The following is a 24,930-nucleotide window of genomic DNA, read 5'->3' as shown; positions in this document are numbered from 1 at the left end:
TTTAAAACTATAAAGGTAACGATTGTTAGTTTGATTTTTAATCGGATGGGATTTGAGACGCTAATATCATGATACTTTTTTTAAACCTGAAGCGGTGTAAATCTAAATTCCTTACCATTAAACAGGCCTTTATCACTTAATTTCAAAGCAGGAATCACGAGTAACGCCATAAAAGATAAGGTCATAAACGGCGCTTTTAAAGTGCTCCCCATGTCTTTAGCCATTTGGTCTAATTGCGCATAGTGTTTGCCAACTGTGTGCCCATCTAAATCACTCATGATCCCGGCTACAGGAAGCGCCAGGCTTTTTTGCTTGGTAGGCCTTACAGCACAAATACCTCCTTGATGTTCAATGATGCGATTAACAGCCTTGCAGATCATCGCGTCAGACGTGCCCACCACAATAATATTATGCGAGTCGTGAGCCACTGAAGAGGCAATGGCACCCTCTTTTAAACCGAAATTTTTAATAAAAGCCACAGCAGGCGCTTTGTTTTGATAACGGTTGACGACAGCCATCTTTAAGATGTCGGTAGCGGTATTAGAAACCAGATACCCCTCTTTAATGGTCGCTTCTAAAACCAGTTCGCTAGTTACCAACTGTCCTTCTAAAGCCTCAATAACTCTTATGTTTTTATGTTCTGCGGAAATTTTAAAATCTATTTCCTTTTTTAAGTCTGTTTTAAAATTGTTAAGGTTTTCAAATGGGACTGATGTTACTAAGGACCTACCATTGTCACTTACCAATTCTCCGTTAATGTAGGTTTGCAATACCTCAAATTGTTTTAAGTCTTTGACAATGATGAAATCTGCCGGATCACCTTCCCTCAAATGCCCTACATCAAGACCATAATGGGCTATTGGGTTTAAACAGGCCACTTGCAGAATCTTAAAAACATCAATCCCCTTAGCCACTGCCCTAGCACATAGCTGGTTGATGTGCCCTAATACCAAATCGTCGGGATGCTTATCATCACTGCAAAACATCATGTTTTTATAATATTCTGGCAGCAGATCAATTAAGGCTTCAAAATTCTTGGCGGCACTTCCCTCTCTAATGAGTACTTTCATCCCTTTCTGAAGTTTTTCTAGGCCTTCCTTGTAGGTAAAACATTCATGATCTGTAGAGATGCCCGCATTGATGTATTTGGTAATATCATCACCCAACACGCCAGGCGCATGGCCATCTACAGGTTTGTTGTAGTGTTTTGCCCATGCTATTTTTTTAAGAACCTCAGGGTCATCAAACAACACCCCAGGGTAGTTCATCATTTCGGCTAAATATTTGATTTCTGGGTCTGCCAATAAGGCTTTAATGCCTTCAGCGTCTATAACCGCACCGGCAGATTCATAAGAGGTTGCAGGTACGCAAGATGGCGCTCCAAAATTGAATTTTAAAGGGACTTGCTTTCCGTTTTCAATCATAAAGCGTACGCCTTCAACCCCTAAAACATTGGCAATTTCATGAGGATCTGAAACCGTAGCCACAGTACCGTGATTCACTGCAATTTTCGCAAACTCACTTGGCACCAACATTGAACTTTCAATATGGATGTGCGCATCTATAAAACCAGGGATGATAAAGGTGTCTACATCATGCTCCTTTTCTGTAATAGCGACGATTTTTTCTTCGGAAATGGTCAGTTCTCCTTTAAATATGCGTTGGTTGTTAATGTCTACGATTTGACCTTGAATCTTTTTCATGTATGCTTTTATTCAGAAAAAATAAAGCTCTTAAACCGAGCCCTATTCTACTTTATGACTTTCATTTTTAAGATGTGCTTGGTGGCTTTCGTGACTTTAAAACGATCATCTGCTCGTCGCCCAAGGACCCAAACCACGTCTGTTGCAGAGCACAACACCCAAGTGTGTTCTTTCTCTACCAAGGATAATTTTTCGTCCTTAAAGAATTTACTAAGTTTCTTCTTCCCTTTCATCCCAAATGGTCGGAAATAGTCCCCTTGCTCCCATGGTCTTACGCTTAACGGGAACTCGAGTTTATCCTGATCTACAAAAATGCAATTGTCATGAGCTTCTCCAACACCTTCTACCTTTTCAAACACTAATGTGCCTATGGGTAATACGATGTTGTTATCATTTTTTTCAACAAGTAGCGTTGTTTGTGTTGCTTCGGAATCTTCTCGGGAGGTTAAAATGAGGTGCGTTCTGTCCTTAAGCAATCGGTGCGTGTCAGACAGTACATATTTACCCGATTGGGCATCAAGCAAAGCAACCACATCATCCCAAGCTGAAAAGCCGTAGGCCTTAAACATTTCATAGAGGTATGCTTTTGGGTTGTTGACTTTTTTAAATTCTGAAACCTTAAAATGTACTTGATGCTCATCCATGGTTTCAATAGCGCGTTTTGCTACCGCATTTAAGCTCTCTTCTACGATGTCTGCAGTATCACCTAGATTCTCTAAGGTTGTTTTAAAGTTTTCAAGAAGGTCACTGTTGAGGTCCTTTAGAATAGGAATGACTTGATGTCTCAGTTTATTCCGAAGGTATTTGTGAGACGCATTGCTGCTATCTTCTCTCCATTTCAACTGATTTGATCGGGCATAGGCTTCTAATTGCTCCCTAGAAAAGGGCAACAATGGCCTAACAAGTCTCTCATTGACTTCTGGAATTCCCATTAAACCAGTTAAACCGGTACCTCTGGTAAGATTGATTAGCACCGTTTCAAGATTATCATCGGCATGATGGGCGGTCAAGATGTAATCAAAACTTAAATCGTGTGCCAATTGAGAAAACCAGTCATAACGCAAGGCTCTCGCTGCCATTTGAATGGAGAGCTTTTGATTTTTGGCATAGACTTCCGTTTCGAAATGTTGTATAAAAAGCTCCACGTCAAGATGGTCTGCCAATTCTGAGACAAAGGCTTCATCTTCATCGCTCTCTGTTCCGCGGAGATTAAAATTACAATGGGCCAGAGCAAAGTCCAAGCCTAAACTATGGCACAACTGCGTGAGCACCACACTATCCAATCCGCCAGAAATGGCAATGAGCAGTTTGCTTTCTTCAAGAAAACTCAACTTCTTTTTTATATAATCTTCAAAACGATTGCGCACGTTTCAAAGTTATTGAAATTTGGATATTAAGTGGCGCTAAGTTGGTAAAATTAGAAAATGGAACTTGCAAGTGTGGTTGAGCTATTATTCAATGCTAAAAATAGTGCCTTGAGTTATGTTTCTGGTAAACACATCGCCTAAAATAAAGCAAAGTGGCATTTTCTTAAAGAACGGAACTGTTCTCCAAGACTTCGCGCATAGCCTTGGCTTTCAATAGACATTCCTCAAACTCTTTTTCAGGATCACTCTTAGAAGTGATGGCGCTTCCCACTGTATATGACACATAGTTCTCATAGGCATTATAAAGTATACTGCGAATCACCACACTAAAATCAAAATCGCCTTCTGGCGTGATGTAGCCCATGGCTCCAGAATAGAGTCCGCGCTTGCTCTCTTCTAAGGCCTCAATAATAGTCATTGCCGAGATTTTGGGAGCGCCGGTCATGCTGCCCATAGGAAACGTTGTTCGTAGCACATCAATGGGATGAACGTCTGGGCCTATTTGAGAGCTCACCGTAGAAATCATTTGATGCACCTGCTTAAAGGTATGCACCTTACACAACTCTTCTACAGTTACGGTGCCTTTGAGCGCTGTTTTGGAGAGGTCATTACGAACCAGATCAACAATCATTACATTTTCACTGCGTTCTTTTATATCTTCGGAAAGCTGTTGTTTCAGTAATTGATCTTCATTGGTATTTGAAGACCGCCTTGCCGTACCTTTGATTGGTTGCGACGCCACTTTTAAACCTTCTTTCTTGATATAGCGCTCAGGTGATGCCGACATTGCAAATTGATCATAATTCTTAAAAAAAGAGGCAAATGGTGGCGTAGAAATCGCATTGAGACTTTGGTATATGGCCAACGGATTAATTTCAGCTGCTTCTGCAAAAAACTCCATGCAAAAATTAGCTTCATAAATATCGCCACGATGAATGTGGGTGAGCATCTCCTCTACCTTTAAAAGATAATCCTGCTTTTTAATACGCGGCTGTATGTTGATGTTAGCCTTTGAAGCATGTTTCAGGTTTACCTCTTGTGCCTCAATAGCAACAAGATCTTGCTGCCATTCATCGGCCACGAGATTGAGATACTGTACTTCTAAAGTGTCTCCTTTTAAAAGGAAGAGTTTTTTGGGTTGAAAGAAAAACAGTTCTGGAAATTGGAGCCTGTCCTTATTTTTTGAGGCTAATTTTTCGACATCATTCTTTAAATCATAAGACAAATATCCAAAGATCCAATCTTTCGTAATCGTTTGAAATTCCTTTAACTGTTCAAATGCGCCATAGGCATCGGTTTGAATTACTGTGAGTGCATCTACCGCCAAAACAGCGTCATACTTTGAGTTCATCAGGTCATAAGCATTGCCATCTAACCACAGTACCTCATTGAACTGTTGGCTCCAAAGCAATAGGTTTTGCTTAAAGTTCTCAATGTTTTTAGGCTGATGAATTTGTACTGTCCTCAATAGAAAAATAATTGCTGCAATTTACCGAAATAAAAAATTGGGAGAAAGTTATTTCGACACTGAAGTATTTTAAAAAGGAATTTTTTTTGATTAATAATGTTTAGGCACAACTATTGATTCACAAAAAATTACTAACAAGTTAAACACTCTAATTATGAAAGTATCAATTACAGTAGTAATGTTTTTATTTACCAGCTTAATTTTTTGTCAAGAACAAAACGAAAATTTTTTAATTGAAAAAAGGCACATGGAATATTGCAGGTGATCTTAGTTTAAATCTGAGAAATGATGATGACAACAACAATTCAACTGATTATGATAACAACACCTTCAATTTTAGTATTGCACCTAAAATTGGATATGCGCTTAATGATAATTTAATTTTAGGTTTAGGTCTTTCTTATAATTACTCAAAATATGACAGAGAGATTATAAATGAATCAAATACGAATACGATTTTTTCGAAATCCAATTCTTACGGTATTCTTGCCTACGCAAAGAAGTTTCTTCCTGTAAGCAAAAAACTAGCATTGCATTTAGCTGCCGAAACTGGATTTTCAAGAGGCAATTCTAACTCTGAAAATACTAATACTGATTTTAATAGCGACACTAGAAGAGAAAACTTTTCTATCATTATAAGACCAGGAATAAATTATAGACTCACGAACAAATTTTTAGTGCACGCTAATTTTGGATCCCTCGGTTATAACAATATTAATGAAGAGTTTAATGCTTCTGATAAACCAAATACAGAAAATCGAAATAGTAATTCTTTTGGCTTCAATTTTAGTACATCGAGTCTCTACTTTGGATTCACAGTATTATTATAAAAAGCAATAATCATTTGTGTTAATAGCGTCAAAGAATATTTTTCTAGTAAATAAATATGCTAATCTCCTACAAGGTTTTTGAAACCTTGTAGGACAAAATATCACAAAATAAAAAATTTGAATTGTATATTTCCGAAAAATGAAATAACATGCTTACTCTACGTAACGACTACTTGCAAATCAAAATAAAACCTAGAAGGTGCTGAGTTGTGCAACATCACTTCGGTAAAAAATAAAACCGAATTTATGTGGCAAGCTAATCCTGAGGTTTATAGAACTCATTAAAATAGATGATTTCAGAGATTCTGTGTTAGACATCATAGCAAGCACGCTTTCTGAAAAAGAACATCAACCTAATGATCCTCAATATGATTTCGACTATATTTTTTCAATATGCCCAGCAGGATCTTACAAGTTATATTGAAGATGATAAAGACACTACCTCTTACAATTATCAAAACACCCAGGGCGTTCTTAGTTATTTGTCCTTAATGCCCCATTATCAAAATGACAGCATTACTGATTATTTTACTGAGGAAATATTAGACCAAAACGATAATTTATGGCTTAAAACCAATGCTGTAATAGCTCGAATCAAAAGTAATTTGTCCATTCAAAATGATGTTTTAGACAGTCTATATCAAAATACTACTTCAAGATTTGACGTTATGAAAGCCTATTATGACGTTGGAAAAATCTTTAAAATACCCAAGGTGTTCTTAGAAAAAGAAAATTTTGCGAAACTATCTATTGAAAACTATATGGAAAGTATAGTTGAATATGGTTATACCATATCCTTGTTAGGGAATATAGAAATTGATGGAGAAATTTATATTGGAGCATCGGCCAAATATTTGGGCGAAGAAAATGAATCTAAATCTTACACCCTAGCTGTTGGACCAATATACAATCCCACAGAAAAACAAGATCTCCTGCTTTACGAAGTGACTACAGATTGGACAGAAACCTCTGATAATTGGGAGTCCCAAGTTACCAGTATGCTAAAATAAACCTGATGAGTAGATAGTATTCGATAGTTTATAATAGTACTTTTGCCAAATGGAACAGCAACCCACCTTTCAAGACTTAAATCTCAACACGCCTTTATACAATGCTTTAGGCGATTTAGGTTTTGAGCGCCCTACCCCTATTCAATCGCAAGCTTTTAATGTTGTTGCCTCTGGCAAAGACATGGTGGGCATTGCGCAAACGGGTACAGGTAAAACCTTTGCCTACATGTTACCCATCTTAAGGCACTTAAAATTTTCTAAGCAAGAAAACCCAAGAATACTAATTCTTGTGCCAACCCGTGAGCTGGTTGTACAGGTCGTAGATGAAATAGAAAAACTGGCCGCATATATCAATGTGCGCGTCTTAGGTGTTTATGGTGGTACCAATATCAATACCCAAAAACAAGCAGTAGCACAAGGTCAGGATATTATTGTGGCCACACCCGGTCGGTTGTTTGATTTGGCCGTAAGCCATGTACTTCAATTAAAATCCATCCAAAAATTGGTGATTGACGAGGTAGATGTGATGCTTGATCTTGGTTTTAGACACCAGTTGCTTAACATTTTTGACGTTTTACCAGAGCGCAGACAGAATATCATGTTTTCTGCGACCATGACAGACGACGTTGATGCCCTAATTTCAGACTTTTTCATCAAACCAGAACGCATTACGATTGCGGTATCTGGAACACCGTTGCATAACATACATCAGGAACGCTATGACGTCCCTAATTTTTACACCAAGGTCAATTTGTTAGATCATTTGCTTAGGGATAAAGAAAGCTACCATAAAGTATTGGTATTTGTTGCCTTTAAAAAAATGGCCGATTTGTTGTTTGAATCTGTTGAGGCCCTATATCCTTCTGAAGCGTGTATCATTCATTCCAATAAGACCCAGAATTATAGATTGCGAAGCATCGAACAATTTAGAGCTGGAGAAAACAGAATTTTGATTGCTACAGATGTTATGGCTCGTGGTTTGGATATTGAAAATGTGAGTCATGTGATCAATTTTGATACGCCCAACTATCCAGAAAATTACATGCACCGTATTGGTAGAACAGGACGTGCAGAACAGCAGGGACATTCCATTACTTTTTCCACAGAAAAAGAACAGCCGTTTATAGAACTGATTGAAGCCTATATGCACGAGGAGATTGAGGTACTGGAGATTCCAGAAGCGGTTGAAATTTCTAAAGAACTTATTGCCGAAGAGCGTCCTCAAATAAAAGAGCGCAACAACCCCATCAAACCAGGTAAACATGATAGTGATGGTGAAGCCTATCATGAGAAAAAGGAAAAGAACCGAAAAGAGAATCTTGGCGGCAGCTACAAAGCCAAAATAGAAGCCAAGTATAAAAAACCAAAAACTCGTGGTGACAAAAATTATAACAAGCGGAACAAACGCTAATAACCACAGCATTGCTTTTATCTATTATTGATTTAAATGGAACCGTAAACTCAGTATAACCCTCAAATTTATAGTATGACCTCAAAACCTGTAATCCTATTACTTTTTATCTCATTTTTTTATGTGTCTCATGCCAATACCAATCCTACTTGGGGCAAAACGGGGCATCGTGTTGTTGGTGCCATTGCAGAGCAATACTTGGATAAAGACACCAAGAAACAGATCAACTTCTTATTGGGCCACCAGTCATTGGCTCTAACAGCAACTTATGCTGATGAGATTAAGTTTGACCATAGTTACGACCAATTTAAACCATGGCATTATCTCAATATGCCTTTAGACTCTACCTATGAAGCGGCCGATAAAAATCCTGAAGGTGATCTCTTTACTGGTATTAACTACTGCAAACAAATACTTACCGATGATAAGGCCTCCCAAACAGATAAAACCTTTTATTTAAAAATGTTGATTCATCTTATAGGCGACCTGCACCAACCCATGCATTTAGGTCTAAAAGAGGATCGCGGCGGTAATGATCTTGACGTGAAATGGAATTACCGAGATACCAACATGCATAGCGTTTGGGACTCTAAAATGATTGATAGCTATGATATGAGCTATTCTGAATTATCGGATAATGCATTTTTTCTTTCTAAAGCCGAAATTGAAGACCTACAAGAAGGCGACATTTTAGATTGGATTGCAGAGACCCACAAACTCACCAATGATGTCTATCAAAATGTTAAGGAAGGGGATCACCTAAAGTCTGAATATTCATTCAAATATTTAGATGTGGCACGGCTGCAAATGCAAAAGGCGGGCATTCGCTTAGCAAAAGTTTTAAACGACATTTTCTAAACAAAAAAAAGCGGAACAGATGTATAAAATTTCTGTTCCGCTTTTTTTTGTGAAATTTGTTTTATTCCATCTGTGATTCTGCCGATAATTGTGATCTCAAAATCATGATGCCAAGTCTTGAAATTAAAAAGACGAAGGATCCAAAAAGGACAGTGATAAATGAGACTTTAAGGAAAAACCATGATTGCCATTGAGGCAACATTACCTCAAGACCAGTTTTTGGGCGTCCATAGACCCTTTATTATTGCTTTGCAAGCTTTACGAAAAAAAATTGCCTAAATCATTTTTTGTACATATTTTTGTACATCATAAAATATAATATTATGCAAATAACAACTGTTTCTGATTTTAGAAAAGATATTAAAACGTACTTAGACCGGGTTGTAAAGAACTTTGAAACTTTAATTATAAATCGTGGAAAGGATTCTGGAATTGTAGTTATGTCTTTGCAAGAATACAATTCTCTGATGGCTACAAATCACGAATTGTCTTCTCGAAAAAATGAATTAAGATTAGATTCTGCAATTGACAAACTGAAAAACGGAACGACCTTTAATAAAGACTTAATCGAAAACTAAAATGAAGTATATTTTCGTTGATGAGTCTTGGGAAGACTATTTGTATTGGCAGAAGACGGACAAAAAAAAGCTAAAGAAAATAAATGAACTTCTAAAAGATATTGCTCGAAACCCTTTTGATGGAATTGGAAAACCAGAACCTCTAAAACACAAATACGCTGGATTTTGGTCGAGACGAATCGATAGCGAGCATAGACTAATTTATCAATACAAAGAAGAAGAAATATTAATTGCGAAATGCAGGTTTCATTACGACTGAAAAAATACTGCTGTCAGCTCCGTGTATAATTAATTGCTAGGTCATTGTGTACTCGGAAAATCCTACAGACTTCCCTCTGGTTTGTTTTCTTTTACTATTTTAGTTGCTAAACAAAGCAACTAACTATACACAATTACGATATCAGAGATCACTTCCTTTACCAATGAGCACATCACTATTACAGATAAAGCGCTCCCAATCAGCAGAAGTTTCAAGAAATCGGTATTGGCCTTTTTAGATAAATTTTAGGCAGGCTCAATAATCCGAAAAAAATTCCGTTAAACTAAAAGTGCTTCATTAGCACTGAGTTTTGAATCAAAATACTTAAATTCAATGGAAAATTTCGGTAAAAGGATTTAGAAGGGGCCAAGATCTTTTCACTGTGAATTGAAACTGCTATTTTAAAGAACAATTAATTACACGTCTCTGCATGTCACATCCATTACTTGATAGCATACCCAATCTCAAACCTTTTGATTATGAGACCCATCATGACGAGTTGCTTTTAAATAAAGAGTGGATCTTGGTCAATGGCATTGAAAAAAAGAAGGCGGTCTATGTCTTTAAAGAAGATAATGTTTTAAAAATCTCTGAAAAAGAAACCACCACAGAAACCTCTTGGACCATTGACATTAAAAATGTGTTTTCTATTCAAACCGAAGACGGACTCATCACTGTAAAAGCCTATTTTAAGGATGATGATGTATTGGTACTCAATCATCAAAACAAGACAGACATCGCCTTGTTTATTAATGAAAGTCATTATGAAGAGGAAGTAAATACCTTTGCAGATGTTCAAAAATTTCTAAGGGAAAAGTACCGTCAGAAGGTTACCAATCTTATTTACGATCACGAGTTTTATTATATAGAAAAGTCGAGAGAATTTGGCCCATTTACGGTTGAAGAGCTTGCAGAGAAAGTAAAACGTGAAGACATTAGCGCCTACTGTTTTGTAAGAGATATTAATGAAGATGATTATAGCAAACGGTTAAGGATTTGGGATTTAATTAAGGAGCTGTGAGCTACGCATGCCTTTATTTTAATAACATCTTAAATTACCAGCACTACGTATAAATTATATTAAGCCGTGTCTAAGCTGCTTTGAATAAAAAGATCCCGCAAAAGCGGGATTTTCATTTTATAATGGTGCAATTTTTTAAACGTGCAATGCTCTATCTTCGGTTGCTGCTAGCGCGGCTTCCTTGACCGCTTCTGCGTATGTTGGATGGGCATGAGACATTCTTGCGATGTCTTCTGCACTCGCTCTGTATTCCATAGCGGTGACACCTTCAGCAATTAAATCGGCACAACGGGCACCAATCATATGTACCCCTAACACTTCGTCAGTGTTTTTATCTGCTAAGATTTTTACAAATCCGTCAGTATCGCCACTCGCACGGCTTCTACCTAAGGCACGCATTGGGAATTGTCCCGACTTATAAGCCACTCCTTCTTCTTTTAATTCTTCTTCGGTTTTACCTACAGAAGCTACCTCTGGCCAAGTGTACACTACTCCTGGGATAAGGTTATAATCAATATGTGGTTTTTGTCCGGCAATAGTCTCCGCTACAAAAACACCTTCTTCTTCAGCTTTATGGGCTAACATGGCGCCTTTAATTACATCTCCAATAGCATAAATGTTCTTAACGCTTGTTTGTAAATGCTCGTTGACTTCTACTTGACCTCTATCGTTTAATTTTACGCCAGCTGCTTCGGCATTAAGACCATCTGTAAATGGACGTCTGCCCACAGATACTAAACAATAATCGCCTTTAAATTCTACTTCTTCACCCTTCTTATTGTCTGCTTTAACAATGATCTCGTCACCTTTACGCTCAACAGATTTTACTTTATGAGATACATTGATGTTGAATTTAGCTTTCTTAAAGACCTTAGTCAATTCTTTAGACAAGCCAGCATCCATGGTTGGGATGATACGATCCATATACTCTACCACCGTAACATCGGCACCTAAACGACCGTAAACTTGGCCAAGCTCTAAACCAATCACGCCACCGCCGATAACAATCATGTGCTTAGGAATTTCCTTAAGCTTTAAGGCTTCGGTAGACGTGATGATGCGTTCTTTATCTAAATCAATAAAAGGAAGATTTGCAGGTTTTGAACCTGTTGCGATAATGATGTGTTTTGCTTCAATTTCAGTAGCCTCTTTTCCGTCTATTTTGATATGGGTTGCATCTTTAAAGCTACCAACACCTTCATAAACGTCTATTTTATTTTTCTTCATCAAGAAATCAATACCGCCAGTAGTTTGGTCTACCACCGATTGTTTTCTTGAAATCATTTTTTCAAGATTGACTTTTACTTCTCCTGGAATCTCAATACCGTGCTCTTCAAAGTGCTTGACGGCATCCTCGTAATGGTGAGAAGAGTCTAAAAGCGCCTTACTCGGGATACAGCCCACATTAAGACAAGTACCACCAAGAGTAGAATATTTTTCAATAATTGCAGTACTCATCCCTAATTGCGCACAGCGAATTGCTGCAACATAACCACCAGGACCAGAACCTATAATTGCGACGTCGTAAGATTTCATATCATTTATGTTTGTTAAATTGTGATTTCTAAAGCGATTTGAAACGCTCTATTTTATTTTTTTATCGTTCTAAAAAATGTGTGTCACGTTATTTGGATACATCTTATTTGATAATTGATTAAAAGCACCGCTTTAAAACCATATGAAACACTCCCCACATCTGCTATAATTAAGTAAATGTGCTTTATCTTAATTATGGACCACAAAAGTACAATTTTGATTGTTTTTAGCCGAAGGATATATCGCGATTTTTAGGAGATTATAGAGATCTATTACGTAGTAATTATCAGGACGCATTTCCTTTCCTAAGGAATGTTCATCCAAAAGCTCATTTTAATTAAAACCCAAGTTTTGAATAGTACTGAAAGTTTGCACCATGTTTTCGCTTTGCATCCCATTTCCGAAGAAACCGCTTGTTAAATTTCTCAAAAGCAAACCGCTTTAATCGTTTAGCATTTTCTATATTTGAACCCACACCTAAAATCCCAATCCTTAGGAATGCAGTTTAAATATCCAGAACTTCTTTACGCCCTATTACTGCTCGTTATTCCTATCATTGTTCATTTATTTCAATTACGAAGATTTCAGAAAGTGGCGTTTACAAACGTTCAGTTTTTAAAACGTATTACCATACAAACCAGAAAGAGTTCCCAGCTTAAAAAATGGCTCACTTTACTCATACGCTTGCTATTATTAACTTGTATCATCCTTGCATTTGCCCAACCCTATTTCTCTAATACCGATACATTTAACACCAAGAACGAAACGGTCATTTATCTCGATAACTCCTTTAGCATGCAAGCTCAAGGTGCTAATGGGACGCTTTTAAACCGTGCCGTACAAGATATTTTAGAGCGTGTTGATGGTGACGATCCCATCTCTATTCTTACCAATACATCCAGCTTTAAAAACACAACGCTTAAAGCTATTAAAAATGATTTGATCGACCTTAAATACACTCCAAACCAACTTACTTATGAAGCAGCGCTTCTAAAAGGAAAGCAATTGTTTTCTGAAGACAATAGTGCCGTTAAAAATTTGGTGTTTATTTCTGACTTTCAACAAAAAGATGCTGAGTTTTCAAATCCTACCGATAGTTTGGTACGCTTAAGACTTGTAAAGTTAACACCCACCAATCTCAACAACATTGCGATAGACAGCACTTTTATTGCCAAACGTAGCATTGACAATCTGGAATTAGAGGTCGTTCTCAAAAATTTTGGCGATCCTATTGAAAACGTCCCCGTTTCGCTTTACAATAAGAATAAACTTATAGCCAAAAGCGCAGTAACACTAGACGGAAAGAATAGTGTGATTTTCACCATTCCCACCAACAGCGAATTTGATGGCAAAATTGCCATAGAAGATCCTAATCTTCAATATGACAACAGCTTATATTTTAATTTAGAGGAAACTGCTAAGATCAATGTACTCAGCATCAATGATGCTGATGATGCCTTTCTAAGTAAAATTTATTCTGAAGATGAATTTAGCTATACCGCAACATCTTTTAAAAATCTCAATTACAACAGCATTAATAATCAAAATTTGGTGGTGTTGAACGAACTGAATTCGGTTCCAAGTTCTTTAACGGTAGCTCTTAAAGCGTTTACAGACGATGGTGGCTCCGTTTTAATTATTCCTTCGGAAAACGCTCAAATAAGCGATTATAACGCCTTGTTCTCAAATTATAACCTAGGATCATTTAACGAACTAAAGGCTTCGGAAAAAATGATTACCGCTATTAATTTTTCGCATCCTTTACTCACCAATGTCTTTGATAAGCGCATCAGTAATTTTCAATATCCTAAAGTCAATTCCTTTTTTGATAATTCTGCCAATGCCACGTCCGCTATTTTGAGTTATGAAAACGGACAATCCTTTCTCTCGGGAATGGACCAAGCCTATCGCTTTTCCGCAGCATTAAATGATGATAATTCTAATTTTAAAAATTCGCCTCTCATCGTGCCCGTACTTTATAATATAGGGAAACAGAGTCTTAAAATGGGCGACCTGTACTACGAGATTGCTTCGGAAAATCGTATTGATATTCCCGTGACCCTAACCCAAGATGAGATCTTGTCTCTGGATGATGGCGAAAATTCGGTAATTCCGCTTCAGCGAACCTACGCCAATAAAGTAGCGTTAACTACGAATGATTATCCTGAAAAAGCGGGAATCATTTCAGTAAAAAATAATGAGCGTATTCTTAAGAATATGAGCTTTAACTATAATCGCAGTGAAAGTCAATTGCGCTATCTCAACTTAGAAAATCTAAATGGCGTAACGGTGAGTGATTCTGTAGCCACTGCCATTGATGATATAAAAAGTGCATCAAACGTCAATGAGCTATGGAAATGGTTTGTTATTTTTGCACTGATTTTTTTACTAATAGAACTGCTCATCTTAAAATTCCTGAAATGAACGTACTCATCACCTCTGCAATAATCGTTGATCCAAAAAGCGATTTTCATAATGAGACCGTTGATATTTTAATTGAAAAAGGAAAGATCACTAACATTGCCAAGAACATCAAAAACCCCAAAAACTACAAGGAGGTCACTTTCGAGAATCTTCATGTGTCTCAAGGTTGGTTTGATAGCAGTGTGAGTTTTGGAGAACCTGGTTATGAAGAACGGGAAACCATTGCCAATGGTCTGAAGACAGCCGCACATTCTGGTTTTACATCTGTTGCGCTTAATGCTAATACCAACCCTATTATTGATACCAGCTCAGACGTGGCTTTTGTAATGAATAAAGCCCAAGGGCAAGCGGTTAACCTCTACCCTATTGGCGCATTAACAAAACATAGTGATGGTGAGGATTTAGCAGAATTGTTTGACATGAAAAATACGGGAGCTGTTGCCTTTTATGACTATCAGCATCCCATTTCAAATCCTAATCTGCTTAAGATAGCCTTACAATATGCGAGCAATTTTGATGGCTTGGTGCTGTCTTTCCCGCAGGAATCAAAAATTAGTGGTTCTGGCGTGATGAACGAGGAAGCCATGAGCACCTCTTTGGGGCTAAAAGGAAATCCGGCATTAGCGGAAGCCCTTCAAATTGCAAGGGATCTGTTTATTTTAGAGTATACCGATGGGAAATTGCACATTCCTACCATTTCAACGTCAAAGTCTGTAGACTTAATACGCGCCGCAAAACAGAAGAACCTTGACGTGACCTGTAGTGTCGCCATCCATAATCTTGTGCTCACAGACCAAGAACTTCAACATTTTGAAACCAAATTTAAAGTACTACCGCCTTTGAGAACACCCTCAGATATTGAGGCTTTAATTGAGGGGTTAAAGGACGGTACCATTGACATGGTCACCAGTGATCACAATCCGATGGATATTGAACACAAGAAAATAGAGTTTGATTATGCTGCCTATGGCACCATCGGTCTTGAAAGTGCTTTCGGCGCTTTAAACAAAGTGCTTACGCTTAAGAAATCGGTTGATGTTTTAACAAGTGGAAAAGAACGCTTTGGAATTGCAAGATCGCCTATTTCAGTGGGTAATACAGCAGATTTAACGCTTTTTACACCTAACGGAAATTATACCTTTTCTAAAGAGCATATCGTATCGACTTCAACCAACGCCATTTTTGATGGAAAGCCTATGAAAGGTCGCGTTTATGGTATTTTCAATAACAATCAATTGATTTTAAATTAAATCCTATTCATGTCACAATCTGAAGGAAACTCTAATAAAATGCTTGCCATTGTTGCTTATATAACCATTATAGGCACACTGATCGCTTTTTTTATGAATCGGGAAAAACGGGATGAGCTCGTTTCTTTTCACATTCGTCAAGCGCTAGGACTTTGGTTACTTCAATTTATTTTGGGCTATTTTATTGGTGGTTTTGATAGTTGGATGATTACCACCTCCTTTTGGATATTTTTTATTGTTCTTTTTCTTTACGGCATCTTTGGTGCTGTGGCAGAAAAGCAGATGGCCGTGCCGGTTTTAGGCCCATTCTTTCAACGTCTTTTTAAATCTATCGGTCAATAACTTACTCTATGAATACAGCTTTACAATACATTACCAGACCATCGACATTAAAGGAAAATGCACCGCTCATCATACTATGTCACGGTTATGGCAGCGATGAAAACGATTTGTTCTCTTTTGCTTCAGAATTACCAGAGGAGCTTTTTGTGATTTCCTTGAAGGCTCCATACACCATGCAACCTTATGGCAACGCGTGGTACGCCATTAACTTTGATGCTGACCAAAACAAATGGAATGATGTTGAACAAGCCAAATCTTCTCGCGATGCCATCGCTGAGTTTATTGATTATGCCTGTGCAACCTACCCTGTAGATGCTAAAAATGTCACATTATTAGGATTTAGCCAAGGGACCATCTTAAGCTACGCTGTAGCCCTTACCTATCCTGAAAAAGTTAAAAATGTGATTGCACTTAGCGGTTATGTGAGTGAAGACATGCTCCCTGAGCAGTTAAATGATAAAGACTATTCTCACCTAGATTTTTACTGCTCTCATGGTAGTGTTGATCAAGTGATTCCTGTGGATTGGGCAAGAAAGGCACCCGTATTTTTAAATGCCCATGGTATTAAAAACACGTACTCAGAATTTCCTGTTGGCCACGGTGTTGCCCCTCAAAATTTTTATGATCTCAAAAGTTGGTTAGAGAAACGCATTTGATTTTTTTAATCTAAATTCACTTAAACCAAACAAAATAAATAAGATTACCAAGCCCCACCACTCCTGTTAAACACCCGATAATAAAATCCATTTTACCAGCGACATAGCTCAATTTGTCTTCAATTTTTGTAGCAATTGTAGCATACACCGAATAGGTAGTAAAAGAACCTGCAGTTGAACCGAATGAGAAGAAAAGGGCATTTTTAACAGAATATTCAAAATAATCCAAGCCTATTAAAAAAGAGATGGCCGTAAAATAAAAGGGTATTGCAAATGTATTTAACAGCGACATCCCAATACCATGGAAATAGGCTTTTGATTTCTCTATCTCCACCTTCTTTAATGTTTTATTGGATTTAAAATAAGACCAAAAGAAATAAGCCGACAATAGAATTAAGATGGCCGTCCCTATTTTTTGAATCGTTGTGATATATTCGGAATTCTCCATAAGAACATTGGCTAAGTAAGCCCCAAGATTCGCTTGAAAAAACAAAACCGTAGCAAATCCTCCAATAAGAAACAATGCAGCCTTTAAGCCACTTCTAAGACTGAATTTTACAACCGTAAGGTTTAAAAAGCTTGGTGAAATACTCCCTAAAGATGCAATGGCGAAGCCCAAAAGGACGAAGATAAATAAATTCATAGTTGGTTTAAAACACAAATAAACAACTTAAAGGCGTGCCAAGTTACTGCATTTAGAGATTACTGTGATTCAAACCGTATTTTAATCGAAATTCGGGTCCCAAATCAAAACTTGCTGATAGTGGTCCTTCTCAAATTATTGCTCATAAAATCATCATATTTTATGTAAAATTAAAGTTGCTTCCTTAGCAATATTAGCTTAAACCGTTTCACATGATATAAGCTTCGTTTTTCTATCACGCGTTTTTAATAGCATTTTAATCAAAACCTCTGCTTTGAATGTTTTATGATCAGTCCCTAATTTAATTTCTCGCTCATATATTTCCAGTAACGCTTAGGCACATGTTGAATGTGTAATTTCATGTTTTTTCGAGAGGTAATATTCACACTTTTAAAGTAATCTTGCCATAGTTTTTGGAACTCAAACTCTTGATTGGCAAAAATATTCTCATCCGTTTTTGTAAAATCAAAATCATCAGGGAAATACAAAGTGATGGTATCCACCTTATCTAAATCATAAAATAAACCAAAGCGTCTTTTAATATCATAAATCAGCCATTTTTGATCGGCGTAGCGTTTTTTAAAATGACTAGAAATCAAAGGCAGCACATTGAAGTCGGGTTCAATATTTGAAAAATAAATACCATCTTTGGTTAATTTAAATCGCACAAAAGCTTCCATACGGTGTTTTTCCCTCCCAACCATCTTCGCTATCTTGGAGATCTCTAAAACTGAAGCCTGTGAAAAATCATTGGCAACATTCGGGATATCGCTGAATATATATTTGATCATATTCAACAAAACATCCTCAACACCGTTCTTTTCGCTTAAAAAAGCATAATACAATTTATAGCTTTGTGACTTCCCTAATTTATTTTGAATTCCCTTCCAAACCCTATCGGCCTTTACATTCTCTGTAAGAATCTCTTCTTTCTCTGAAAACATACGCTCGGTACTGCTAAATTGGTTTTGTAGATATACATCCTCTAACTTATGCTCAAACACATAAAAAACGGCGGAAAGAAATCCGTCGAAAGTACCGTCATAAACCAATGTTTTATTTTGCATTAAGCGAACAAGTTCAATTGATTACTAAGGGTTTTTTGATATTTTGAAGTACTGTTTTGAAGAATCAGGCCTTTTATGCGCTCTGCTGTTAAATCACGACGTTCAAATTGGTTTGAATCGCAGACCATAAAAAATTTTGCCCGATTAAAAGCTATCCCGATTTTTTTAAGGTGATCCCAATTTAGTTTTCTAAAACGCCTAGCATTTATGATTTTGTAAACCGATTTCATTCCCAGTCCAGGGATTCTTGCCAACATTCTTTTATCAGCGGTATTGACATCAATAGGAAATTCATGAAGATTACGTAAGGCCCAACCCAATTTAGGGTCGATATCCAAGTCTAAATTTTGATGATTTTGATTTAATATCTCGCTTACATCAAAACCATAAAAACGCATGAGCCAATCTGTTTGATACAAACGATTTTCCCTTAGCATAGGAACGTCTGTTCCTATTTGGGGCAATCGGCTATCGTAACTTATAGGTACATAGCCAGAATAGTACACCCGCTTGAGGTTATAGGATTTATAAAAGAAATTAGAGGTCTGCATAATCTGAAAATCGTTCTCACCACTCGCCCCGATAATCATTTGTGTACTTTGACCAGCTGGAGCAAATTTAGGTGTAGACTTGATCACCTTCTTTTCAGATGCATTCTCGATGATATCATTTTTGATTTTTAACATTGGTTTGATAAAATCTTCCCTTTTTTTATCTGGTGCCAATCTTCTTAAACCAGATTCAGTAGGAATTTCAATGTTGACGCTCAATCTATCAGCATATAATCCTGCTTCGTGCATTAACTCATCTGATGCACCTGGTATAGACTTTAAATGAATATAGCCATTGAAATTTTCTTCAAGCCTTAATTTTTTTGCTACTGCAACCAAGCGTTCCATCGTGTAATCAGCACTCTTAAATATACCAGAACTTAAGAAAAGACCTTCAATATAGTTTCTTCGATAAAAATTAATGGTCAAGTCTACAACCTCTTGCACCTTGAATGCCGCTCTTTTGATATCGTTACTTTTTCTTGTGACACAGTAGGCACAATCGAAAATACAGTAATTGGTCAATAGGATCTTTAGAAGCGAAACACATCGACCATCTTCGGTATAAGAGTGACAGATGCCCATACCCGAAGCATTGCCCAATCCATTATTTTTATTAGCACGTTTGCTCCCACTCGAAGAGCAAGACACATCGTACTTTGCGGCATCGGCTAATATTTTTAATTTTTCTTGAGTACGCTCGAATGACATTTAGAGGAAGGGATTTATTCTTGAATGACTTAAAATTTCTAAGAATTGTAAAGATAAATTTTTAGAAGCCAACATATTGCCACCATTTGTAGTAAAACTAAGTTTGAGTGCGTTAAATTTGCAAATTATGATTTCCCCAAATAATAATCGCATATGAGACAATTAGGCCTACTGTTTTTCTCGATATTTATAGTCTCTATGACAAACGCACAACATACCATACCAGATTCGATAAATAACCACGTCACTACTGCGTTATCCTATTATCCTGAACTGGACAGTACCAATATTGAATTTAAATTCAAAAAAAATATCAAGAAGTCGACCATGCAGGCCAGGCCAACCTTTGGGAGTTTTTTCCGAAGTAGAAAGCATAGACGTTACGTGATTTTGATAAGTGAGAAATTTAAAATTTCAAACGAAGAATTTAGAACCCGAGATATCCCGAAAGATATCTTTATTGGATGGATTGGTCATGAACTAGGGCATATTATGGACTATCAAGACCGGGATAAGTTGAACTTGATCTGGTTTGGAATAAAATACGTGCTTTCTGACAATCATATTGTAGAAGCAGAACGAGCGGCAGACTCCTACGCCGTAAACCATGGCATGGAAGATTTCATCTTAAAAACAAAAGATTTTATCTTAAACCACGCCGAAATCACGCAAAGTTATAAAGATCGTATTCAGAAATATTATTTATCTCCTGAAGAGATCATGCACTTAGTAGAACAACGCGAAACGGAAGAAAAATAAAGTTTAGAACCGTCTGAATCCTTTTGGATTAGCCGTTTATAAAATCCTCCCACTCTGCAAACTTTTCTTCGTTCATCACACGCTCCATTTTAACTTGTCCGCCCTTTTTCTTATTTCTGGCATTCCAATCATAAAACAGATCAGGTGCTATAACAGTGACCTTCACTCCTTTTAAAGCCTTACTTCTAGCAACTTTATAATTTTTATTGGCAGACTTCAAGGCGTCGTCCAAAGCATTGGCTATTTTTTCTTCATTGGGTTGTTCAAGATCTGATCCTAAATACCAAAAATGATAGAACTCTCCATCCTCACCTCTTTTGGCGCAAATGGTATACTCCGTTATTTTGGCGTCAAATTGCTCTTCAAGCACTTTCATGGCATCATCCATCTTATTTACAGATAGTTGAGATCCAACAGTGTTTAAAAAGAATTTAGTACGTCCTGTAATTTTAATTTCTGCGCGCTCCACATCGGTAAACTTTATAGTATCACCAATAAGATAACGCCATGCTCCACTTACGGTACTAATAATTAGCACGTAATCTACTTCGGGTTTCACCTCTTTTAAAGTAATTGACGGCGCATCTGGCGCTAAAGATCCATCTTCATTAATGTACTCTGGCTTAAATGGCACAAATTCAAAATAAATACCATTTTCAGTATTCAATTGCATGGCGTCAGTTTCTGGTCTAATTTGAGTGGCGATATAACCTTCAGAAGCTAAATAAGTATCAATCACCGTTACCGGTTTACCCATTAAGGCCTGAAAACTCTTTTTGTAAGGACCAAATGCAACGCCACCAGAAGTATATACTTGTAAGTTTGGCCATATCTCATGGATATTATTTAAGTTATGGTGTGAAATCACCTTTTGAAGCATGAGTTCTATCCAAGAAGGAATACCGCTCAAGGCGCCAATATCCCATTCTTCAGCACGCTCAGCAATGCGCTGGACCCGATCATCCCAATCATCTATTTTAGCAATTTCCTCACCTGGCTTATAATAACCTCTAAACCAAGATGGGATTCGGCTTGCACTAATACCGCTAATTTCGCCTTCTAAGTGATCGTCGCGTTCTTCTAAATCGGTAGAACTGCCCAACATCATGATTTCCTTTTCGAAAAAATCGGGAGGAAGATCAAAATTTTTAAGCGCAAACACCTGCTTAATTCCTGATTCTCTAATAGCTTCAATCATCTCATCAGTAACGGGAATACGCTTACTGGTTTTTCCTGTAGTACCAGAACTTAAGGCAAAATAATGAGGAACACCTGGCCAGGTGACGTCGGTTGCGCCTTCATGGAGTTTATTCCACCAATTTGTATTTAAAGAATTGTAGTCAAAATAAGGCAAACGTTCAGCAAAAGCTTTAGGAATATCCTCTGCATCAAGAAGAGATTCAAAGTCGTAATGTTTTCCAAATTGTGTGGTTTTGGCCGTTTTCAGAATAGACTTTAACACTTCTTCTTGTACCTCATTATGATCGATATCTGGGGTAAGGGTGTCTTTTATATTGATAATCCCCTTTATTATATTTCCTAAAATTGCCATGTTATTTTTTTATAAAATTACTTTTTAAAAGTCATTTTTAATCTGAAATGCGAAAATTACCTCATCTGTACAGATACCATTACCAATATCGGCTAAAACATTGCCTCATATACGTTTTCGTCTTTTTTTAAATAGAATTATATCTATATTTAAACCCTAATCCCATCAAAATTGAAATCTAAAACTATAAAAAAAGCGCTTCAGATTTTTGGACTCATCGCTATCATTCTTACGCTGATGCCATTTGTAGCATTGGATTTTTGGTGGATAAGGGTTTTTGATTATCCACATTTGCAACTCACCTGCTTAACAACTGCCGCACTATTATTTTATTTTATAAAATTTGATATTAAAAATTATCGCGATTATATTTTTGTTATCGTATTAATAGGCTGCGTACTTTTTCAATTTGCTAAAATCTATCCATATACCTCTTTGGCCGAGTTTGAGGTTGCAGATTCTAACCCACAGCTAGAAACCTTTTCTATATACACCTCTAATGTGCTGCAAAAAAATGAGGAACACGACTTATTGGTGCATCAATTCAATCAATTTGATGCAAATATCCTGTTGTTTACAGAGACGAACACCGATTGGATGACCGACATTACTGCTGGTTTAGATCCGCAATATCAATACAGATCAGAAGTACCTCTTGATAACGCTTATGGAATGCTTATGTATTCCAAATTACCGCTCTTTGATACCCAAGTACATTACCTTGTTAGTGACAGCATTCCATCAATACATACAAAAGTAAAATTGAGCAGTAACGATACCATACAAGTGTATGCCATTCACCCAACACCACCGATGCCACAGGAAAACGCAATGTCAACAGATCGAGATTCAGAAATGATGATGATTGCCAAAATGGCCTTAGAATCCAAATACCCCGTGATTGTTATAGGTGATTTTAATGATGTTGCTTGGTCCCAGACCTCTGTACTCTTTCAAAAAGTGAGCAGGTTATTAGATGTAAGAAAAGGAAGAGGTTTGTATAACACCTATAATGCAGATAACATATTAATGCGTTGGCCCTTAGATCATATTTTCATTTCAAGTGATTTTAGATTGAAAAGCGTAGAAAAGTGCGAGGATGTAGGATCTGATCACTATCCTCTTTATACGCAATTAACTTATGAGCCAGAATTGAAACAGGATCAAACCAAACCCTACCCCTCAAAAGAAATTTTAAAGCGGGCCCAAGATCAGATTGATGCCTTTAACGAAAAGAAATAAAAACTTAACATTATGAAAGAATGGTTTACTAATTCTACAGAAAGTCTTTTAGCAATTGTTTTAACCGCAGTTGGTATTTATATTGCTTTGGTGGTGTTTACTAGAATAAGCGGCAAACGAAGTTTTTCTAAAATGTCGAGTTTTGATTTTGCGATTACTGTTGCTCTCGGATCTATAGTAGCTACAGTCACCATGTCTAAATCTGTGTCTTTAACCCAAGGTGTTTTTGGTTTGGGCATCATGTACTTTATCCAAATTATCGTAGCTCATGCGAGACGTTATAAGGTGGTAAGACAGGCTATTGATAATAAGCCAACTTTCTTAATGAAAAATGGTGAGGTGTTTTATGATAATCTCAAAAAATGCAAAGTGACAGAATCTGACATTAAAGCAAAGCTTCGAGAAGCTAATGTTATTCAACTTACAGAGGTAAAAGCCGTTATATTTGAATCTACTGGCGATATCTCTGTACTGCATGGTGCCTCAGACAAGGCGATTGATCAATGGATTATTGATTTTTAAAGCACTAAGCTTTTGCTCAACGTCTCTTTATAAATCTGTTCGTATTTTGGAACAATCTCAGAAATCCCAAATTTTTTGGAGGCTTCTTTTGCATTGTTCTTAAATGTTGATAATCTTTCGGTGTCCTCTAAAATGAATACAGCATTTTTCGCCATAGCTTCTACATCGCCAACATCACTTAAAAAACCGGTAACGCCTTCAATATTAACTTCTGGAATACCACCAGTATTACTAGAAATCACAGGGACTCCAGATGCCATTGCCTCTAATGCTGCCAGACCAAAACTTTCGGTTCGTGAGGGCAATAAAAACAAATCACTGAAACAAAGTATTTTATCAATTTCGTTACTATTCCCAAGGAATATGACCTTTTCAGCTATCCCTAATTCCTCAGCTAATTCTTCCGCTGGTTTACGTTCCGGACCTTCGCCTACCATCATTAACTTGGCTGGTAGTTTCTTTTGAATTTCATTGAAAATCCTAATCACATCAGGAATTCGTTTGACTTCCCTAAAATTACTAATGTGGGTTACAATACGTTCATCTTCACTCGCCATAAGCTCACGCTGACAATCGGTAAAATTTGGTTCGTGCTTTTTTAAATCTATAAAATTTGGAATGACTTGAATCTCCTTTTTTATTTTAAATAAACGCTCGGTATCTTCCTTCAGGCTTTGAGAAACTGAAGTGACGGCATCCGACTTATTAATACTAAAGGTTACGGCTGGTTTGTAGAAAGGGTGACTTCCCACAAGTGTAATATCTGTACCGTGTAATGTGGTCACAATGGGAACATTTAGGCCTTCTTCCTGCAACATTTTCTTCGCCATATAGGCTGCATAAGCGTGCGGAATGGCGTAATGTACATGCAGTATCTCTATTTTATGTAATTTGACCATGTCTACCAGTTTACTGGAGAGTGCCAATTCATAAGGTTGATATAAAAATAACGGATATTCTGGAACATTTACTTCATGAAAATGCACCTTACTCCCCAACAAATCCAAGCGTACTGGCTGGCTATAGGTGATAAAATGAATATCATGTCCTCTTTTAGAAAGTTCTAAACCCAATTCTGTGGCAACAACGCCGCTTCCTCCAAAAGTTGGATAACATACTATTCCTATTCTCATTTTATAATTTTAAGCGTGTTGATTATTCATTTTAAAA

General features: G+C 37.0%; 23 protein-coding genes. 14 read left to right on the top strand and 9 right to left on the bottom strand.

What is annotated here, in order from left to right; genetic code table 11:
* Nucleotides 1-80: 80 nt before the first annotated feature.
* The 3 genes from ade to P176_RS0116385 all read right to left on the bottom strand — a co-directional run bounded on the left by ade (nucleotide 81) and on the right by P176_RS0116385 (nucleotide 4,538).
* On the bottom strand, nucleotides 81-1,703 hold the full coding sequence (gene ade, locus P176_RS0116395) for an adenine deaminase (protein WP_026755724.1): 1,623 nt from the start codon (nucleotides 1,701-1,703) through the stop codon (nucleotides 81-83).
* 47 nt (nucleotides 1,704-1,750) lie between these two features.
* Nucleotides 1,751-3,070: a tRNA lysidine(34) synthetase TilS gene (gene tilS, locus P176_RS0116390; protein WP_026755723.1), complete on the bottom strand. Its 1,320-nt coding sequence runs from the start codon at nucleotides 3,068-3,070 to the stop codon at nucleotides 1,751-1,753.
* 163 nt (nucleotides 3,071-3,233) lie between these two features.
* Nucleotides 3,234-4,538 (bottom strand): anthranilate synthase component I family protein, encoded by a 1,305-nt coding sequence (locus tag P176_RS0116385; protein ID WP_026755722.1) that lies wholly within the window; start codon nucleotides 4,536-4,538, stop codon nucleotides 3,234-3,236.
* A 233-nt stretch (nucleotides 4,539-4,771) separates the two neighbouring features.
* On the opposite strand from P176_RS0116385, the gene P176_RS0116380 reads away from it, so the two are divergent.
* From P176_RS0116380 to P176_RS0116345, 7 genes are all read left to right on the top strand, one after another.
* Nucleotides 4,772-5,368 (top strand): outer membrane beta-barrel protein, encoded by a 597-nt coding sequence (locus P176_RS0116380; protein WP_026755721.1) that lies wholly within the window; start codon nucleotides 4,772-4,774, stop codon nucleotides 5,366-5,368.
* A gap of 368 nt (nucleotides 5,369-5,736) precedes the next feature.
* Nucleotides 5,737-6,378 carry a hypothetical protein gene (locus tag P176_RS0116375; protein ID WP_037349002.1) on the top strand — a complete coding sequence of 214 codons (642 nt, stop codon included), beginning with the start codon at nucleotides 5,737-5,739 and terminating at the stop codon, nucleotides 6,376-6,378.
* A gap of 49 nt (nucleotides 6,379-6,427) precedes the next feature.
* Complete coding sequence (locus tag P176_RS0116370) at nucleotides 6,428-7,789, top strand: DEAD/DEAH box helicase (protein ID WP_026755719.1); 1,362 nt, start codon at nucleotides 6,428-6,430, stop codon at nucleotides 7,787-7,789.
* A gap of 75 nt (nucleotides 7,790-7,864) precedes the next feature.
* Nucleotides 7,865-8,647: a S1/P1 nuclease gene (locus tag P176_RS0116365; RefSeq protein ID WP_026755718.1), complete on the top strand. Its 783-nt coding sequence runs from the start codon at nucleotides 7,865-7,867 to the stop codon at nucleotides 8,645-8,647.
* A gap of 323 nt (nucleotides 8,648-8,970) precedes the next feature.
* The gene (locus tag P176_RS0116355) at nucleotides 8,971-9,225 is read left to right on the top strand and encodes a type II toxin-antitoxin system Phd/YefM family antitoxin (RefSeq protein ID WP_026755717.1); all 255 of its coding nucleotides are present in this window, start codon (nucleotides 8,971-8,973) and stop codon (nucleotides 9,223-9,225) included.
* A 1-nt stretch (nucleotide 9,226) separates the two neighbouring features.
* Nucleotides 9,227-9,484 carry a Txe/YoeB family addiction module toxin gene (locus P176_RS0116350; protein ID WP_026755716.1) on the top strand — a complete coding sequence of 86 codons (258 nt, stop codon included), beginning with the start codon at nucleotides 9,227-9,229 and terminating at the stop codon, nucleotides 9,482-9,484.
* A gap of 430 nt (nucleotides 9,485-9,914) precedes the next feature.
* The gene (locus tag P176_RS0116345; RefSeq protein ID WP_026755715.1) at nucleotides 9,915-10,505 is read left to right on the top strand and encodes a hypothetical protein; all 591 of its coding nucleotides are present in this window, start codon (nucleotides 9,915-9,917) and stop codon (nucleotides 10,503-10,505) included.
* 135 nt (nucleotides 10,506-10,640) lie between these two features.
* On the opposite strand, the gene lpdA is transcribed toward P176_RS0116345, so the two are convergent.
* Nucleotides 10,641-12,041, bottom strand: coding sequence for a dihydrolipoyl dehydrogenase (gene lpdA, locus P176_RS0116340; RefSeq protein WP_026755714.1), 1,401 nt, complete (start codon nucleotides 12,039-12,041; stop codon nucleotides 10,641-10,643).
* Nucleotides 12,042-12,539: 498 nt separating this feature from the next.
* Here lpdA and P176_RS0116335 point away from each other — a divergent pair, with 498 nt between their 5' ends.
* From P176_RS0116335 to P176_RS0116320, 4 genes are read left to right on the top strand one after another with little or no spacing between them, the layout of a single operon-like run.
* Entirely contained in the window at nucleotides 12,540-14,465 is a 1,926-nt protein-coding gene (locus P176_RS0116335; protein ID WP_026755713.1) for a BatA domain-containing protein, read from the top strand.
* Nucleotides 14,462-15,715 carry a dihydroorotase family protein gene (locus P176_RS0116330; protein WP_026755712.1) on the top strand — a complete coding sequence of 418 codons (1,254 nt, stop codon included), beginning with the start codon at nucleotides 14,462-14,464 and terminating at the stop codon, nucleotides 15,713-15,715. The genes P176_RS0116335 and P176_RS0116330 overlap by 4 nt, the downstream gene beginning before the upstream one ends.
* Nucleotides 15,716-15,724: 9 nt before the next feature.
* Nucleotides 15,725-16,057: a membrane protein gene (locus P176_RS0116325; protein WP_026755711.1), complete on the top strand. Its 333-nt coding sequence runs from the start codon at nucleotides 15,725-15,727 to the stop codon at nucleotides 16,055-16,057.
* Between the two features lie 8 nt (nucleotides 16,058-16,065).
* Nucleotides 16,066-16,713 (top strand): alpha/beta hydrolase, encoded by a 648-nt coding sequence (locus P176_RS0116320; RefSeq protein WP_026755710.1) that lies wholly within the window; start codon nucleotides 16,066-16,068, stop codon nucleotides 16,711-16,713.
* A 16-nt stretch (nucleotides 16,714-16,729) separates the two neighbouring features.
* Here P176_RS0116320 and P176_RS0116315 read toward each other — a convergent pair whose 3' ends face one another.
* From P176_RS0116315 to P176_RS0116305, 3 genes are all read right to left on the bottom strand, one after another.
* Nucleotides 16,730-17,356 carry a LysE family translocator gene (locus tag P176_RS0116315; RefSeq protein WP_026755709.1) on the bottom strand — a complete coding sequence of 209 codons (627 nt, stop codon included), beginning with the start codon at nucleotides 17,354-17,356 and terminating at the stop codon, nucleotides 16,730-16,732.
* A gap of 296 nt (nucleotides 17,357-17,652) precedes the next feature.
* Nucleotides 17,653-18,423: a TIGR03915 family putative DNA repair protein gene (locus P176_RS0116310; protein WP_026755708.1), complete on the bottom strand. Its 771-nt coding sequence runs from the start codon at nucleotides 18,421-18,423 to the stop codon at nucleotides 17,653-17,655.
* Complete coding sequence (locus P176_RS0116305) at nucleotides 18,423-19,685, bottom strand: putative DNA modification/repair radical SAM protein (RefSeq protein WP_026755707.1); 1,263 nt, start codon at nucleotides 19,683-19,685, stop codon at nucleotides 18,423-18,425. Before P176_RS0116305 ends, P176_RS0116310 begins: the two co-directional genes overlap by 1 nt.
* A gap of 153 nt (nucleotides 19,686-19,838) precedes the next feature.
* On the opposite strand from P176_RS0116305, the gene P176_RS0116300 reads away from it, so the two are divergent.
* Nucleotides 19,839-20,444, top strand: a complete 606-nt coding sequence (locus P176_RS0116300; RefSeq protein WP_231481281.1) for a hypothetical protein — start codon at nucleotides 19,839-19,841, stop codon at nucleotides 20,442-20,444.
* Nucleotides 20,445-20,472: 28 nt separating this feature from the next.
* On the opposite strand, the gene P176_RS0116295 is transcribed toward P176_RS0116300, so the two are convergent.
* Nucleotides 20,473-21,996: a GH3 auxin-responsive promoter family protein gene (locus P176_RS0116295; protein WP_026755705.1), complete on the bottom strand. Its 1,524-nt coding sequence runs from the start codon at nucleotides 21,994-21,996 to the stop codon at nucleotides 20,473-20,475.
* A gap of 171 nt (nucleotides 21,997-22,167) precedes the next feature.
* Here P176_RS0116295 and P176_RS0116290 point away from each other — a divergent pair, with 171 nt between their 5' ends.
* Nucleotides 22,168-23,238 carry an endonuclease/exonuclease/phosphatase family protein gene (locus P176_RS0116290; protein ID WP_037349000.1) on the top strand — a complete coding sequence of 357 codons (1,071 nt, stop codon included), beginning with the start codon at nucleotides 22,168-22,170 and terminating at the stop codon, nucleotides 23,236-23,238.
* Between the two features lie 12 nt (nucleotides 23,239-23,250).
* Nucleotides 23,251-23,760, top strand: coding sequence for a DUF421 domain-containing protein (locus P176_RS0116285; protein WP_037348999.1), 510 nt, complete (start codon nucleotides 23,251-23,253; stop codon nucleotides 23,758-23,760).
* On the opposite strand, the gene bshA is transcribed toward P176_RS0116285, so the two are convergent.
* Complete coding sequence (gene bshA / locus P176_RS0116280; protein ID WP_026755702.1) at nucleotides 23,757-24,893, bottom strand: N-acetyl-alpha-D-glucosaminyl L-malate synthase BshA; 1,137 nt, start codon at nucleotides 24,891-24,893, stop codon at nucleotides 23,757-23,759. The two genes, P176_RS0116285 and bshA, sit on opposite strands and share 4 nt — an antisense overlap.
* Between the last annotated feature and the right edge of the window lie 37 nt (nucleotides 24,894-24,930).

Origin of the sequence: Sediminibacter sp. Hel_I_10 (assembly GCF_000688335.1) — a bacterium.
Classification (GTDB): Bacteria; Bacteroidota; Bacteroidia; order Flavobacteriales; family Flavobacteriaceae; genus Psychroserpens.
This window is presented reverse-complemented; position numbering and strand designations above follow the sequence as displayed.